Here is a 14,954-nt window from a genome sequence, read left to right on the forward strand (position 1 = left end):
CGCCGGCGGATCTCACCAGGCGCATCGCCCGGCGGGCGGTGAGGTCAGCCGGTGAAGTTCCGGGCCTTCCAGGCGTCGAGCTCGGCGCGGGCGGCGGCGAGCCGCTCGGGCGTGCCCGACGCGGTGTTGACGACCAGCGCGTAGTGCACCGCCCCGGGGGTGCGGGCCGACGGCGCGATGACCAGCCGGCGCGCGGTGCCGGAGCCGGTCTCCCGCTCGGCCCGGATCACACCGCCGGACGGGACGCCGCCCAGGGCGCCGAGGTCGCTGACGACGGCCGTGCCCGCCGGGGCGAAGGACTGCGGCAGGTGCAGCTCGGTCGGGGCGCCGGTGGACGACTCCCGCCACACCAGCACGCCGTACTGGCGGTCCTTGACCAGGGCGGCGACGTTGGGCATGGACGACGGGACGGTCAGCCACGCCTGCTGCTGCCCGGCGCCGCCGTAGCCGGAGCGCGCCAGGTCCTCGTAGGCGAAGGCGAGGGTGTCCCCGGCCACGGCCGCTGGGTACAGCCGGTCCAGGACGCGCTGGTCGAGCCGCAGCGTGACCTGCCCGGCGTCGTCGGTCCGCACGACCGAGTGGTCCTCGTCGTTCCAGCCGTCGCCCTCGGTCTGCACCTTGTCGGGGTTGCCGTTCATCAGCTCGCGGTGGCGTCCGCTGTAGATGTCCCAGTGCCACTGGAGCGCCGACAGCACGCCGCCGCCGGACGCGGGGCGGTCCCACCAGTTCCTGCCGGGGACGCCGTAGTCCATCGCCTGGTACATGCCGCGCACCATCCAGGGGGTGCGGTCGCTGGTGGCGCCGGTCAGCCGGTTGCCGAACTCCGAGACGATCGCGGCGGTGCCCAGTGACGCCGCCCGGTCGCGGATCCTGTTCATGGGCGCGTCGTAGGAGCCGTCGGACGCCGGGGACGGGTCGAGCGTCATGCGGGCGCCGTCGTAGTAGTGGGTGTTGAACACCATGCGGGTGCCGAGCGTCCCGACGGACGACATGCCGCCCTGCTCGAAGAACCCGGTGTTCCAGAACACCAGCGGCTCGACGAACGCGGGTTTGGCCGACCACCCCGCGGCGTCCATCGCGGCGCGGAACCGCTGGTGGAACGGCATGAGATAGGTCTTCTCCCAGTCCGCGCCGCTCGCGCCGTCCAGGCCGCCGTCGAACGGCTCGTTGAACGGGTCGAACCCGACGATGCCGTCGAACGCCTGTGCGGGGAGCTTCTGCCGGAGGTACGTCATCGTCGCCGACGCCTGCCTGATGAAGGCGTCCTGCACGCCGACCGGCCCGGCGGAGGTGGTGAGCACGCGGTTGTGCCAGAAGTCGTGGGCGGCCCGGCGGACGGCGCCGTTGGTCATCATGTTCTGGCCCCACAGCAGGCAGATGCCGCAGGACTCCTTCGGGTAGTCCCCCGCGTCGATCACCCACTTGGGCGCGCCGTCGCCGGTGTACCAGCTGTCGCGGTCGAACAGGTGGGCCGAGTACAGGTCCTGGTGGTAGTCGAGCAGGACGCGCACGCCCCGGTCGGTGAACGCCCGGATCTGCTCGATGGCCTTGTCGAGGTAGGCGTGGTCGATGCGGTCGGGGGCGGGCTGCACCCCCTCCCAGCTGATCAGGAAGCGGACGGCGTTGGCCCCGGTGAGGTCGCGCACGGCCTGCGCCGACGTGACCGCGTCGGCGGTGCTGCGGAAGGGCAGCAGGTTGTTCTCGTAGAGCTTGGTGCTGCCGGAGACGTTGAAGCCGCGCAGCGTCACCTCGCGGCCGTCGCCGTCCCGGAACACCCAGGACCGCTGCTTGGGCGCGACGACGATCGCCGCGGACGCGTCGGCGCGTGCCCTCGGCGCGGGCGACAGCGCCGTGACGGCGACGACCGCCGCGACGGCCGCGGCCGTGAGGGGGCGGAGGGGGCGCGCGTTCGAGGTTCGCATGGCGGGGGCCTTTCACGGGGGTGGGCCACGAACGGGCCTCCACTGTGCAAGAACCCTCTTGCAGAAGCAAGAGCTATCTTGCAGGCGTGCCTTCCACAGCGCCTTCCCCCACACGCGAACGCATCATGGACGCCACGCTGGAACTGGTCCTGGTGCGCGGCTTCGGCGGCACCGCCGTCACCGACATCGAGGCCGGCGCCGGGCTCTCCCCCGGCAGCGGCAGCTTCTACCGGCACTTCCGGTCCAAGCGGGAGGTGTTCGAGGCGGTCTTCGAACGGGAGCTGGAACGCGCGCGGCGGCACCGGGCGGGGTTCGAGCGCGGCCCGGTCGGCGGCGCCGCCGAGGCGGCGCTGACCCGCCGATTCCTGGAGCAGCTCGACTACCTGGCTGCGATCCGGCCGCTGATCATGCTGCTGGCGCGCGAGCACGGCCGGTTCCCCGAGCTGACCGCCAGGGTGCGCGGCGCGCTGCTGGACGACGGCATCGCCGACGAGGCCGCGCACCTGACCCGCGACCTGGACGGCGCACCCGGCGACGGCGACCCGCACGCCCTGCTGGCCGTCGTGGTGTCCGCGCTGACCGGCTACCACCTGTCCCGCGAGTTCTTCGGCCGGTCGCCCGCGGGCGTCGACCCCGAGCGGTTCGCCGCCGCCCTGGCCGCCCTCCTCGCCGCCCGGAACGACTGACCGGCTGCTCCGCACGCGCTTCCCGCGTTTCTCACCGAATTCCTGACACGAAAGAAGTTACTCGGCCATTTTTATGACACCACTGAACCCGCTCTGTGAGCTCTCTGGGAGAAGATTAAGAAGAGGCTGAAAGGCCGCGGATCACGGTTTCACCGCGGGGGACCGGCGGGGGTCGCGCCCCGAGAGCGCCAGCGCGCGCTCGAACGCCGACGCTCCGGCGTCCACCGCCACCGGGTCGGCGAATCCGTCGTACTGCCGGTACATTTCGGCGTTCTCCTCGACGACCCGCAGCAGGAACTCCCCCACCTCGGGTGACACGGTGTATTCCTGCCCGGTGGAAACGGCCACGTCCCACCCGTGCACGGCCATCTCCTTGATGACGAGCGAGGCGATCTCGGGTGCCGGGCCGACGCCGAAGCCGGTGTCGATCTCGCCCTCCCACACCGCCGGGTCCGCCCAGGCGGCCACGGCCCGGTCGAGCTGCGCCGCGTACGCCTGCGCCCAGTGCGGATCGGCCGTGAAGTCGCGTTCGGTGAGCGTCTCCGGCAGCGGCCTGCGCAGGGCCCGGTGCTCCAGCCCGTGCGAGGTGTAGAGGACCCAGTGGTTCACCAGCGTCCGCACGTCGAACTCCGTGCAGGGGGTCGGCCCGGACAGCTGGTCCTCGCGCACGCCACGGGCGACGCGGGCAGCCTCGGCGGCGCATTCCTTCATGTGAGCGTGGAGTTCGTTCATGCAGGTGACGCTACGGAGGCCAGGTACCGGACCGCTTGGACAAACGCGCCATATACCCTGGCCGCGTGGGGGACCTGGGACGCGGCGTGCTGTATCCGGACGAGCAGGCCGCCTTCGTCGACCTGGACCGTCATGCTCCCGGCCCGGAACTGGCGCGGTTCGTGGAGTTCTACTGGCATGTGCGCTGGAACGTCACCGAGCCGTACGAGACGAAGGTCCTCGCGCACCCGAACGTCCATCTGGTGTTCGAGGAGCCCGCGCCGCAGGTGTACGGGGTGAACCGCAGCCTGTTCGTCCGCCGCCTGGAGGGACGCGGGCAGGTGCTGGGGGTCAAGTTCCGGCCCGGCTGCTTCCGTCCGTTCACCGACGTGCGGGTCGCCGACCTGGCCGACCGCAGGGTCCCGGCCACGGAGTTCTTCGGGCCGGCCGTGGCGGAGACCTGCCACGCCGTCCTGCGCGCCGACGGCCCCGCCGAGATGGTCGCCCGGACGGAGGAGTTCCTGCTGCCGCGCCTGCCCGACCCGGACCCGGTCGCCGAGGAGGTCGCGGACATGGTGGAGCGCATCACCGCCCGCCCCGCGCTGTTCCGCGTCGACCAGGCCGCCGAGACGCTGCACATCTCCACCCGCACCCTGCAGCGGATGTTCGCCGAGTACGTGGGCGCCAGCCCGAAATGGGTGCTGCGCCGGGCCCGGCTGCACGAGGCCGCCGCCCGCGCCGACCGGGGCGACGACGTCGACTGGGCCGCCCTCGCCGACGACCTCGGCTACTGCGACCAGTCGCACCTGATCCGCGACTTCACCGCCACCGTGGGCGTCCCCCCGGCCAGATACGCCCGCACGTGAGGGCTCAGCCGGGCGGGTCCTCCCCGTGCAGGTAGTGGTGCAGGTGGCTTGAGCCCTCCAGCATGGCCGTGGCGCGCTGCGCCAGTGCGGCCTGCCGCTGCGCGATGGCCGCCCGCAGCGCCTCGCGGCTGCCGGTGCGGCGCAGCTCGTCCAGTACGGCGCGGATCTGCGGCAGCGGGTGGCGCCCCTGCCGCAGCATGTGGATCATCTGGGCGTCGCGGACGTCGGCGGGACCGAAGCGGCGGTGCCCGGTGCCGGGTTCCCGGGCGGGGCTGAGCAGCCCGGCCGCCTCCCACACGCGCAGCGCGGACGAGCGCACGCCCAGCCGGGCGGCCACCTCCCCGATGCGCAGCTCCGACCGCGCCGGCACCGGGACCTCCGGGGCCTGCAGCGCCACGGCGTCCAGCGCCTCGCCCGTCGCGCGCAGGGTGCGGCGCTGCTCGTGCAACGCGGCGTGGGCGGCGTCGACGAGCGCGAGCGCCTCGGCCACGTCGCCCGCGTGCACGGCCCGCATGATCGCCTGCGCGGCCACCGGGCCGTATCCCCTGGCCAGGGCGCGGTAGGCGAGCAGGGCCCGACGGTGCCGCGGGCCGAACCTGCGGTGCCCGGACGGCGAGCGCGGTGTCGGCGGCAGGACGCCCGCGTCCGCGTAGTTGCGGATCTGCTGGGTCGACACGCCGACCGCCCGCGCCAGGTCGACGGGACGCAGCGTCCTGGTCACCCGCCCACTCTCCCCCGTTGAGGTTTCCTCCAACGAAGATCGAGCATAGCCGCTTGATCGTCAGCAAAAACCTCAAAGCGCTTCAATGGGACACTTGAAGCCGCCGCGGCGCGCGGGGACGCCTTGCCCGGGCGGGACGGGGCGTCAGGGCGGACAACTCGGCGCGCAGTGCCGCAACGCGGCCACCGGACCGCGCTCGTCGTCGCGGGCCTCCGGGGTCAGCCGCGGCATGAGCCCCGGGGCGATTCCGGGGGCGAGGACGCCGGTCGCGCCGTGCGATCCGGCCCATGCGGGGGCGAGCAGAGCGATGACGAGACCGCAGATCACCAGAAAGCGTGTCATACAAACCCCGCAATGACAGTCAGACGACACTTAGTCACTCATCGTAATGGAGTAGTGATTCTGGGTGACCATCGGGGTCGCCGACGGTGCGGGGCGGCGCGCCCGCCGTCGCCGAGCGGGGACGGCGGGCGCGGGCGCGGGCCGCGGCGGCTACATGGCCGTGGCGGCCGGGCGCCGTCCGGCGTGTTCGGCCAAGACGGCCAGGTCGCGGTCGCCGTCACCGCGGTCGACGGCACGCCGCACCAGGTCGAGGGCGCATTCGGCCAGCGGCAGCGAGGTGCCGGCGGCCTCGGCCAGCTCGACGGCGTGGCGCAGGTCCTTGGCCATCAGACGGGTGCGGAACGCGGCGGGCTCGTACCGGCGCTCGCGCATGAGCGCCGCGCGGAACGACATCACGGCCGAGCCGACGCCGCTGGAGGCCACGCAGTCCAGCACGGCCTCGCGGTCCAGCCCGGCCGACCGGGCCAGCTGCACCGCCTCGGCCATCGCCGCGATCTCCGCGCCGATCAGCATGTTCAGCGCGAGCTTCATGGTGGCGGCGGCGCCGGGCGGGCCGAAGTGACGCAGCTCGCGGCCGACGGTCTCCAGCAGGTCGCGGGCCGCGTCCACGTCGGCGGGGTCCCCGGCGGTCAGCACGCGCAGGTCGCCGGAGCGGGCCTGCAGCGGATTGCCGAACACGCACGCCTCCACCCGGCGGGCGCCCAGGTCGGCCAGCCGGCGCGCGGCGTCGCGCGCGAAGTCCGGCGAGACGGTGGAGGTGTCGATCACCAGCGCGCCGCGCGCCAGCCGGTGCGCGGCGTCGGCGAACAGCACCTGCTCGACCGCGGGCTCGTCGGCCAGGCTGACGACCACCGCGTCCGCCCCGTCGACCGCGTCGGCCGCCGTCCGCGCCTGCCGCGCCCCCGCCGCGACGACCGGAGCGGCCTTGGCCGCGGTGCGGTTGTAGACGTTCACCAAGTGGCCCGCCTCCACGAGCCGTGTGGCCATGCCGGCGCCCATCGCGCCCAGCCCGAGAAAGCCGATGACGCGTTTTCGAGTCCTGTCGCTCATTCATGCCCCCCGTCTGCAATGTCCTACCGCCGCGTCACATGCCGCGGCCGACGGGCAAGGCTCCGACACAGCGCGAAAGGCCGGCCGGGATCGGCACCACGCCCGCCACGTCCTCGGCGCGGGCCAGGCGGCCGAGCGCCGTCACACCGAGGGCCGGGCGCGGAGCCGGGGCTGGCGGCACCGTCCGTTCTCACCGGCCATGCCGACAATGCCCGCAAACACGGCTTTCACACCGGAACCTCAACAAGGTCAACCGACGATCTCCGCCTGGGCCATCATGCCCATTGAGGAGTGGTCGAGCAGGTGGCAGTGGTAGAGGTAGCGGCCGAGATGGCGGTCGTAGCGGACCTTGATGCGCACGTTCCCGCCGACCGGCACGGCGACGGTGTCCTTGCGGCCGGTCTCGTGCCCGGCGACCGGCCCGCCGTTGCGGTCGAGCACCTGGAAGTGCGTGCCGTGCAGATGCAGGTTGTGCATCGTCTCCGGGAGCCGGTCCCGGTTGTGCACGCGCCAGATCTCGGTCTCGCCGCGCCGGATCTTCATGTCGACGCGCTTCATGTCGAACGCCCTGCCGTCGATGAAGAACTGCCCGCTGCGCGGGTCCATGTGCAGGTTGACGTCGCGGACGACGGTGGCGCTGCCGAGGTCGAAGCCCTGGCCGAGCCGGTCGGGCACGCGGCTGGAGTCGGAGACCCGCCGGCCCACGTGGAACCGCATGACGTTCCTGGTCACGCCGTTCGTGCCGGCGGTGTTGAGCAGCACCACGCGGGTGCCCGGTTCGTACCGGCCGAAGTCGACGACGACGTCGACGCGTTCGGCGGGCGACAGGGTGACGCCGGCGACGCGCAGGGGCGCGGGTAGCAGCCCGCCATCGGAGGCGATCACCGTCATGGGCGCGCCGTCGCTCAGCCGCAGCGTGAAGTTGCGCTGGTTGGAGCCGTTGAGCAGCCGCAGCCGGTATCTGCGGGCGTACACGTCGAGGAAGGGCTGGGGGCGTCCGTTGACCAGCAGCGTGTCGCGACGGCGGTCGTCCATGGCGAACACCAGTTGCCCCCGCTTGTCGAAGTGCGCGTCGCGCAGCATGAGCGGGATGTCGTAGCGTCCGGCCGGCAGGTTCAGGCCCCGCTCCCACGGGTCCTCGAGCAGGTAGAAACCGGCCAGGCCGTAGAACACCATCTCGGCCTCCCCGCGATGGCTGTGGTCGTGGTACCACAGCGTCGCCGACGGCTGGCGGTTGGGGTAGACGTAGTCGCGGTAGTAGCCGGGCGGGATGATGTCGGCGGGGTGGCCGTCGTACTCGGGCGCCACCAGCCCGCCGTGCAGATGGACGACGACGTTGCGGCGCAGGCGGTTCCGCTGCCGGATGACCACCCGGCGCCCGACGGAGGCCCGGACGGTGGGGCCGGGGAACAGCCCGTCGTAGCCGAATATCCAGGTCCGGAAGCCCGGCAGGATCAGGGCGGACGCCTCCCGGATCGCCATGTCGTAGTAGTCGGTCGTGCTGCTCTGGTGCACGGGGACCGCGGTTTTCGGCACGAGCAGCGGCCTGGAGAAGGGCTTGGACGGGGCCTCCGCCGCAGCCGCCGTGCCGCGCCGCACCACGCCCACGGCGTGCACCGCCGCCCCGGTGGCGGACACCGCGCCCAGCGTGATGATTCCCCGTCTGCTCAGCATTGACGTCCCTTCGCCGTCCGAAACAAAAATGTAGCCGAAAACAGACAGGGGGCAGCCGGGCTCATCGACAACGGAATGTCGTGTTACCGGAGCTTGGGAAATGCGGAAAAACTTGATCAACGCCGTTGACCCGGAAGTGCGCGCCTTTTGGCGGAACACCGCCCTCCGCACACCCGTCGCCACCGGCACGCGCACGCCACTCTTGTCCGATGCGACGCGAACATCGCACGTCAATTTACCGCTGATGCTAACAATGAGCGCGTTCCCGTCGAGATCACATCGCAGTGCACGGAAATGCGGATTCTCATCGCCGGTCGCCGGTGTCACCGGCGAAACTCAGTGGCGAAGTCCTGGATAGACGGCGGCGACGCACGCCCGGTTTGGCCGCCCAGTAGTCGACCTGGCCCGCGTCGCGTTGCGGGCCGGGCATGCGCGCGGCCGGATCGCCGTTCGGCCGGCGATCCGGCCGCACCTAAGCACGGCGAGGGCCGCTAGCCCGCGGCGCCCTCGGCGGCGGTGGAGCGTCCCAGCGCGGCCGTGGACTCCTCCGGTTCCTCGGCCAGGTCCGCCCGGTGGCTCTCCTTCGTCACCAGAACGCACAGGACGGTCACCACGCAGGACAGGGCGATCAGCACGGACACGCCGAGCGTGCCTCCCGCCGAGGCGCCGGTCATGCTGGCGAAGAGCACGGGCGCGAACCCCGCCCCGGTCGCGGAGATCTGGTAGCCGAGCGACGCGCCGGTGTAGCGGGTGCGGGTGCCGAACATCTCGCTGTAGAGGGCGGCCAGCGGGCCGAACATGGCCGGGTGCATGACCGCCTGGCCCAGCACGACGGCCAGCGTCAGCAGGACGGCCGATCCGCTGTCGACCATCGGGAACAGCGGGAAGGCGACCACGGCCATGCCGACCGCCCCGGCGAGCACGACGGGACGCCGGCCGATCCGGTCCGACAGTGCCGAGTAGCCGACGATCGCGACCGCGCCCAGGGCCGACGACAGGGTCAGCGCGTTGAGCACCGTCTGCCGGGGGAAGCCCGCGTCCACCGCGTAGGAGATCAGGAAGGTCGTGAGGGTGGCCTGGGCGACGAACGCGCCGAACCCGACGCCGACCGCCAGCAGCAGGTTCCTGGGGTGGCGGCGCAGCACCTCCAGCAGCGGCGGCGCCTCGGCGGCCCGGGACTTCCCGGCCTCGGCCTCGGCGAACACCGGCGTCTCCTCGACCTTCAGCCGCACGAACAGGCCGAGCGCCAGCAGCAGCACGCTGAGCAGGAACGGCACGCGCCAGCCCCACGACAGGAACTGGTCCTCGGTGGTGACGGACGCCGACAGCGTCAGCACGAGGGTGGACACCACCATGCCGCTCGGGGCGCCCGCGTTGGTGAAGCTGGCCCACAGGCCGCGCCGGGACGTGGCGTGCTCGGCGGACATCAGCACCGCGCCGCCCCACTCGCCGCCGACCGCGACGCCCTGCAGCACGCGCAGGAGCACCAGCAGGATCGGCGCCCACACGCCGATGTGGTCGTAGGTGGGCAGCAGCCCGATGAGCGTGCTGGCCACGCCCATCAGCACCATGGTGACGACGAGCATGCGCTTGCGGCCGAGCCGGTCGCCGAAGTGCCCGAAGACGATCCCGCCGAGGGGGCGGGCCAGGTAGCCGGTGGTGAACGTGCCGAGGCTGGCTACGGTGCCGGCCAGCGGGTCGAGGCTGGAGAAGAAGACCTTGTTGAACACCAGCGCCGACGCCGTGGCGTACAGCAGGAAGTCGTAGTACTCGATCACGCTGCCCAGGTAGCTGGACAGCACCGCGCGGCGCAGTTGGACGGGTGAGGGGCGCGGCCGGTCGCCCGGCCGCCGGGCCGGCGTGTGCCCTGAGGTGGTGCCTGACATGGCGTGCCCTGTCTGCTCGGTGACCGCTGAGGTGGCTGTGGCCTGGGCCACATTGCCGACGAAGGTAAGCATAGATCTCACCGTCGTCAAGACTTTGCCCAACTTTGACCCGGCTACCCTGACTCCGTGCGCGACGACGATCTCTTCGAGGAAGGGCCCGCCGGGGGCGGCGAGGGCGAGCCCGCGCCCGACGGAACGCCCCGGCCGCAGACGCTGCTCCTGACGTTCTTCGGCGGGCACGTGCTCGGGCGCGACGTGCGCGTGGCCACCTCCAGCGTGCTGGACGTGCTGCGCCGCGTCGGCGTCTCCGAGCACGCGACCCGTTCCACGCTCAGCCGGATGGCGCGGCGCGGCCTGCTGCACCGCACCCGCCGGGGCCGCAACGTCTACGTGGGCCTGACCCCGCGGTCGCGGGAGATCCTGCGCGACGGCGAGCACCGGATCTGGCGGATCGGCGCGGTCAACGCCCACTGGGACGGCACCTGGACGCTGCTGGGCTTCTCCCTGCCCGAGTCTTGGCAGCGGCAGCGGCACGTGCTGCGGTCGCGGCTGCTGTGGGCGGGGTTCGGCGCCCTGCAGGGCGGTCTGTGGATCGCTCCATCCGCGGTCGACGTGCGCGCGCTGCTGGACGGGCTGGAGGCCGCCGAGCACGTCAAGGTGTTCCGGGCGCGGGCACTGCCGCCGACGAACGTCGCCGAGCTGGTGCGCGACGCGTGGGACCTGACCGCCGTGGCCGCCCGCTACGATCGCTTCCTCGCCCGCTGGGACGGCTCGTCCCCGCCCGGCGTGGGAGACGACAGCCTGGCCCGGCAGTTGCTGCTGGAGACCGAATGGCTGCAGGTCATCCGGCAGGACCCGCGGCTGCCCCGGGAGCACCTGCCCGCCGGCTGGCCCGCCGAGCGCGCCCAGGGCGTCTTCCGCGCGCTGCACGCCGATCTCGACCCCGCCGCCCGCGCGATCGCGGCCGAGGTGCTCGACACGATCCCCGAGGAGGAGCCGCGGGCCGCCGCCGTCACACATTGAGCAATTCATTGACGGCCGTCGAGAGATGTGCCTAACTTCTGGGCATGCCTCCCACCCCTCGGCCCGTCCGCAAGCCCGCCTCCCCGACCCGCCGCGTCACGCTGCTGGCCGCCGTGCTGTCGGCGGCGGCCGTCGCCACGGCGGCGGCGCCCGTCGCGCACGCCGACGCGTCCGGCCCGCGCCGTCTCACCGGCACGCTGCCCAACGGCGCGACGTGGGTCGCCGACGTCCCGGCGAACTACAACGGCGTGCTGGTGCTCTACAGCCACGGCTACAACCCGCCCGGCAGTCCCAACCCGCCCACCGACCAGCCCGGCCCGGAGGCGGGCAAGGCGCTGCTCGACCGCGGCTACGCGCTGGCGGGCTCGTCCTACGCGACCGCCGGCTGGACGATGGCGACCGCGGCCGACGACCAGCTCGGCACGCTGGCGGCGGTGACCGAGCGGATCGGCAGGCCCAAGCGCACGATCGCCCTCGGCACGTCCATGGGCGGGCTCGTCACCGCCCAGCTCGCCGAACGCGGCGCGGGCCGCATCGACGGCGCGGTCGCCACCTGCGGGCTGGTCGCCGGCGGGATCGGCCTGCTGGACTCCCAGCTCGACGGCGCGCACGCCCTCGCCCGGCTGCTGCTGCCCGGCCAGGAGGTGAAGCTCACCGGTTACGGCGACGCCGCCGAGGCCGTGGGCGTCGCGGTCCGGTTGCGTGAGGCGATGGCCGCCGCGCAGCAGACCGCGCAAGGACGGGCCCGGATCGCGCTGGCCGCCGCGCTGTTCCACGCCCCCACCTGGTACGGCGACGACGCCCCGCCCGGCGCCCGCGACTGGACCGCGCAGGTCACCGCGCAGCAGCGCTGGCTGGCGGACACCCTGCCGTTCATCCTCCCGGCCCGGTACGACATCGAGCGGCACGCGGGCGGCAACCCGTCCACCAACGAGGGCGTCGACTACCGCGCGCTGCTGCGGCGTTCGGCCACCTCGCGGCAGGTGCGCGAGCTGTACCGGGCGGCGGGCGCCGACCTCGACGCCGACCTGGCGCGGCTGACCGCGACCGCCTCCACGACCGCCGACGCGCGGGCCCGCGCATGGGTGCGGCGCACCTCCACGGTGTCGGGACGGCTCCGGATGCCGGTGCTCAGCGTGCACACCACCGCCGACGGCCTGGTGCCCGTCCAGTTCGAGGACGCCTACGCCGACCGGGTGCGGGCCGCGCGCAGCACCCCGCTGTTCCGCACGGCCTACGTCGCACGCACGGGCCACTGCACGTTCACGGCGGCCGAGCTGGTGGCCTCCGTGCAGGCCATGAACGTGCGCCTGGACAGGGGACGCTGGGGCTCCGTCGCCACGGCGGAATGGCTGGACGCGGCCGCCGAGAAGACCGGCCTGGGCGCCGGCGACTATGTCCGCCACCGTCCCGGCGAGTTCCTCGGCGACGAAGGCCGCTGACCTCGCCGGCGCGCAGAACTCGCGCAGAACTCGCGCGGAACACCGCCGGCGCGCACAGGACCCCCGCCCGTGACCTCGGCAGGCGAGACGCTTTAGGTTAGCCTTGCCTTATTTGATCGCAACGCGGACGGACGCGGAGGGGCTGTGTACGCGACTCGGACTGGGGTGGAGGTCGCCGCCGGGCGGTCCGCCGAGGAGGCGCTGGCCCCGCTGGCACGACGGCTGCGCGCCGCCGTGGACAGCGGGATCACGCTGGGACTGTCGCCCGACCTGGGCGCTTCCGGGGACGGCTGGGCGACCGTGGCCGAACTGGCGACGCCGCCGTACGAACGGCTCGCCGTGCTCGTCGCGGACGCCCAGCGCCGCTGGGACGCGCCGCCGCACGTGGCGGCCGCCCTGTGGTGGAAGGGCGTGGCGTACTGGACGACGCTGCCGGTCGCGGTCGGCTGGGCGCTGAACCGGCGCGTCCCGCTGCTGACCGCCGACACCACGCTGGTGCGGGCGTCCGAGCTGACGGTCACCGAGGTCGCCGCGCGGGACCTGCGCGCCGCGAGCGGCGACGACCTCGGCGAGGTCATCGGCGACACCCTCCTGCGGGGCCTGCACGCCCCGCTGATCGACGCGCTGCACGCGCTCACCCGGGTGGGGCGCCGCGGGCTGTGGGGGTCGGTGGCCGAGGCGCTGGCCGACCCGATCGTCTCGTACGGGCACGACCTGCTCGACGACCCGGCCGAGGCCGCGGACGCCCTGCTGCGCTCGATCGGCGCGCCGGTGGACGGGCTGATGGAGATCCCCGGGATGCGGCGGCGCACCTGCTGCCTGTGGGTGGCGCTGCCGGGCAAGGACGCCTGCCCCTCCTGCTGCGTGAAGAAGGAGTGCCGCGCCGGTGCGCGGGGGTGAGGTGCTGCGCGGCGCGCTCGTCGGGCAGTGGCGGTACGCGGTGCCCGGGGCGGTGCTGGCCGCCGGGCACCAGGCCGGCGAGGCGCTGGTGCCGGTCGTGATCGGCGTGGTGATCGACGAGGCGATCGCGCCGGGCGACGAGGGCGCGCTGCTCACCTGGATCGCCATGCTCGCCGCCGTGTTCGCCGTCCTGTCCTACAGCTACCGGTTCAGCTTCCGGCACGCCGAGCGGGCGTCCGAGCGGGCCGCGCACGAACTGCGGCTGCGCGTCACCCGCCGGACGCTCGACCCGCGCGGCGGTGCGGAGACCGGGCGGCTGCCGGGCGAGCTGGTGAACATCGCGACCGGCGACGCCAAGCGGGTCGGGGCCGTGCACCTGTCGCTGACCGCCGGGATCGCGGCGCTGGCCGGGCTGGTGTTCGGCGGCGTGGCGCTGCTGCGCGTGTCGGTGCCGCTGGGGCTGCTCGTCCTGCTGGGCATCCCGCCGCTGCTCGGGCTGGCGCACCTGCTGGGCAAGCCGCTGGAACGCCGCAGCGCCGCCGAGCAGGAGCGCGCCGCGCACGCCTCCGGCGTGGCCGCCGACCTGATCGCCGGGCTGCGGGTGCTCAAGGGCATCGGCGCCGAACGCTCGGCGGTCGACCGCTACCGGCGCACCAGCCGCGACTCGCTGGCGGCGACGGTGCGGGCGGCGCGGGCGCAGGCGTGGCACGACGGCGGCATGCTCATGCTGACCGGCGTGTTCATCGCCGTCGTCGCGCTCGTCGGCGGGCGCCTGGCGGCGTCCGGGGACATCACCGTCGGCCAGCTGGTGACGGCGGTCGGCCTGGCGCAGTTCCTGCTGACGCCGCTGTCGATCCTGTCGTGGGCCAACGGCGAGCTGGCGCAGGGCCGGGCCTCGGCCGCCCGCATCGCCTCGGTGCTGGGCGCCCCGCCCGCCGTGGCGGGCGGCGACGGCGTGCTCCCGCGGCCGGTGCGGGGCGCGGTGCGGCTGCGCGGCGTGTCCTGCGGCGACGGCGCGTTGCGCGGGCTGGACCTGGACGCCGCGCCCGGCGAGCTGCTCGGCGTCGTCACCACCGACCCGAAGGCCGCGACGTGGCTGCTGCGCCTGCTCGGCCGGTCCGCCGACCCCGACGGCGGCACGGTGGAGCTGGACGGCGTGCCGCTGGCGACGCTCGACCCGGCCGAGATCCGCCGCGCCGTCGTGGTCGCCGAGCACGACGCCGACTTGTTCGAGGGCGGCCTGCTCGACAACGTCACCGCCGCGGCCGGCGACGGCGGCGCGGCGGAGAAGGCGATGGCCGCGGCGGCGGCCGACGAGGTCGCCGCGAACCTGCCGCACGGCACCGCGACGGTGCTGGCCGAGCGCGGGCGGTCGCTGTCGGGCGGGCAGCGGCAGCGGGTGGCGCTGGCCCGCGCGCTGGCCTCCGGCGCCCCGGTGCTGGTGCTGCACGACCCGACGACAGCCGTCGACGCGGTCACCGAGGCGCGGATCGCCGAGGGCCTGCGCGAGGCCCGCCAGGGACGCACCACGATCGTGGTCGCGACCAGCCCGGCGCTGCTGGCCGTCGCCGACCGGGTGGTGTTCCTGGACGGCGGCGCCGTGACCGCCGAGGGCTCCCACGCCGAACTCGTGCACCGGCGACCGGCCTACCGCGCGGCCGTCCTGTACTGACCCCGAGCTGCTGCTGACCCCGAGCTGCTACTGACCCTGACCTGCGAGGAGAGCCTTGC

The 14,954-nt window shown here is 73.7% G+C and carries 13 protein-coding genes; 6 read left to right on the plus strand and 7 right to left on the minus strand.

Going from position 1 to position 14,954, the window contains the following annotated elements:
* Nucleotides 1-44 precede the first annotated feature (44 nt).
* Nucleotides 45-1,922 (minus strand): cellulase family glycosylhydrolase, encoded by a 1,878-nt coding sequence (locus tag ABZ801_RS24180; protein ID WP_360701568.1) that lies wholly within the window; start codon nucleotides 1,920-1,922, stop codon nucleotides 45-47.
* 86 nt (nucleotides 1,923-2,008) lie between these two features.
* Here ABZ801_RS24180 and ABZ801_RS24185 point away from each other — a divergent pair, with 86 nt between their 5' ends.
* On the plus strand, nucleotides 2,009-2,608 hold the full coding sequence (locus tag ABZ801_RS24185) for a TetR/AcrR family transcriptional regulator (protein ID WP_360701571.1): 600 nt from the start codon (nucleotides 2,009-2,011) through the stop codon (nucleotides 2,606-2,608).
* Between the two features lie 141 nt (nucleotides 2,609-2,749).
* Here ABZ801_RS24185 and ABZ801_RS24190 read toward each other — a convergent pair whose 3' ends face one another.
* Nucleotides 2,750-3,340, minus strand: a complete 591-nt coding sequence (locus ABZ801_RS24190) for a TIGR03086 family metal-binding protein (protein ID WP_360701574.1) — start codon at nucleotides 3,338-3,340, stop codon at nucleotides 2,750-2,752.
* Nucleotides 3,341-3,405: 65 nt separating this feature from the next.
* Between ABZ801_RS24190 and ABZ801_RS24195 the strand changes: the two genes are divergently transcribed.
* Nucleotides 3,406-4,185 carry an AraC family transcriptional regulator gene (locus tag ABZ801_RS24195; RefSeq protein WP_360701577.1) on the plus strand — a complete coding sequence of 260 codons (780 nt, stop codon included), beginning with the start codon at nucleotides 3,406-3,408 and terminating at the stop codon, nucleotides 4,183-4,185.
* A gap of 4 nt (nucleotides 4,186-4,189) precedes the next feature.
* Here ABZ801_RS24195 and ABZ801_RS24200 read toward each other — a convergent pair whose 3' ends face one another.
* From ABZ801_RS24200 to ABZ801_RS24220, 5 genes are all read right to left on the minus strand, one after another.
* A complete protein-coding gene (locus tag ABZ801_RS24200) occupies nucleotides 4,190-4,906 on the minus strand; it encodes a MerR family transcriptional regulator (protein ID WP_344946624.1) in 717 nt (238 codons plus the stop codon).
* Nucleotides 4,907-5,050: 144 nt separating this feature from the next.
* Complete coding sequence (locus ABZ801_RS24205) at nucleotides 5,051-5,248, minus strand: hypothetical protein (RefSeq protein WP_344946622.1); 198 nt, start codon at nucleotides 5,246-5,248, stop codon at nucleotides 5,051-5,053.
* A gap of 150 nt (nucleotides 5,249-5,398) precedes the next feature.
* Nucleotides 5,399-6,298: an NAD(P)-dependent oxidoreductase gene (locus tag ABZ801_RS24210; RefSeq protein ID WP_360701579.1), complete on the minus strand. Its 900-nt coding sequence runs from the start codon at nucleotides 6,296-6,298 to the stop codon at nucleotides 5,399-5,401.
* 249 nt (nucleotides 6,299-6,547) lie between these two features.
* Nucleotides 6,548-7,972, minus strand: coding sequence for a multicopper oxidase domain-containing protein (locus ABZ801_RS24215; RefSeq protein WP_360701582.1), 1,425 nt, complete (start codon nucleotides 7,970-7,972; stop codon nucleotides 6,548-6,550).
* A gap of 491 nt (nucleotides 7,973-8,463) precedes the next feature.
* Nucleotides 8,464-9,858 (minus strand): MFS transporter, encoded by a 1,395-nt coding sequence (locus ABZ801_RS24220; protein WP_344946614.1) that lies wholly within the window; start codon nucleotides 9,856-9,858, stop codon nucleotides 8,464-8,466.
* Nucleotides 9,859-9,984: 126 nt separating this feature from the next.
* Between ABZ801_RS24220 and ABZ801_RS24225 the strand changes: the two genes are divergently transcribed.
* From ABZ801_RS24225 to ABZ801_RS24240, 4 genes are all read left to right on the plus strand, one after another.
* Nucleotides 9,985-10,881, plus strand: a complete 897-nt coding sequence (locus ABZ801_RS24225) for a PaaX family transcriptional regulator C-terminal domain-containing protein (RefSeq protein WP_360701586.1) — start codon at nucleotides 9,985-9,987, stop codon at nucleotides 10,879-10,881.
* Nucleotides 10,882-10,925: 44 nt separating this feature from the next.
* The gene (locus ABZ801_RS24230; protein ID WP_360701588.1) at nucleotides 10,926-12,323 is read left to right on the plus strand and encodes a hypothetical protein; all 1,398 of its coding nucleotides are present in this window, start codon (nucleotides 10,926-10,928) and stop codon (nucleotides 12,321-12,323) included.
* Nucleotides 12,324-12,467: 144 nt separating this feature from the next.
* Nucleotides 12,468-13,223, plus strand: a complete 756-nt coding sequence (locus tag ABZ801_RS24235; RefSeq protein ID WP_360701591.1) for a (2Fe-2S)-binding protein — start codon at nucleotides 12,468-12,470, stop codon at nucleotides 13,221-13,223.
* Entirely contained in the window at nucleotides 13,210-14,895 is a 1,686-nt protein-coding gene (locus ABZ801_RS24240) for an ABC transporter ATP-binding protein (RefSeq protein ID WP_360701594.1), read from the plus strand. Before ABZ801_RS24235 ends, ABZ801_RS24240 begins: the two co-directional genes overlap by 14 nt.
* The last annotated feature ends 59 nt before the right edge of the window (nucleotides 14,896-14,954 follow it).

The sequence above is a fragment of the Actinomadura sp. NPDC047616 genome (assembly GCF_040642915.1).
Taxonomy (GTDB): Bacteria; Actinomycetota; Actinomycetes; order Streptosporangiales; family Streptosporangiaceae; genus Spirillospora; species Spirillospora miaoliensis.

Coding starts and splice junctions, on each gene's coding strand:
- ABZ801_RS24180 (WP_360701568.1), bottom strand. CDS start 1,922: ATGCGAACCTCGAACGCGCGCCCCCTCCGCCCCCTCACGGCCGCGGCC.
- ABZ801_RS24190 (WP_360701574.1), bottom strand. CDS start 3,340: ATGAACGAACTCCACGCTCACATGAAGGAATGCGCCGCCGAGGCTGCC.
- ABZ801_RS24205 (WP_344946622.1), bottom strand. CDS start 5,248: ATGACACGCTTTCTGGTGATCTGCGGTCTCGTCATCGCTCTGCTCGCC.
- ABZ801_RS24210 (WP_360701579.1), bottom strand. CDS start 6,298: ATGAGCGACAGGACTCGAAAACGCGTCATCGGCTTTCTCGGGCTGGGC.
- ABZ801_RS24215 (WP_360701582.1), bottom strand. CDS start 7,972: ATGCTGAGCAGACGGGGAATCATCACGCTGGGCGCGGTGTCCGCCACC.
- ABZ801_RS24220 (WP_344946614.1), bottom strand. CDS start 9,858: ATGTCAGGCACCACCTCAGGGCACACGCCGGCCCGGCGGCCGGGCGAC.
- ABZ801_RS24230 (WP_360701588.1), top strand. CDS start 10,926: ATGCCTCCCACCCCTCGGCCCGTCCGCAAGCCCGCCTCCCCGACCCGC.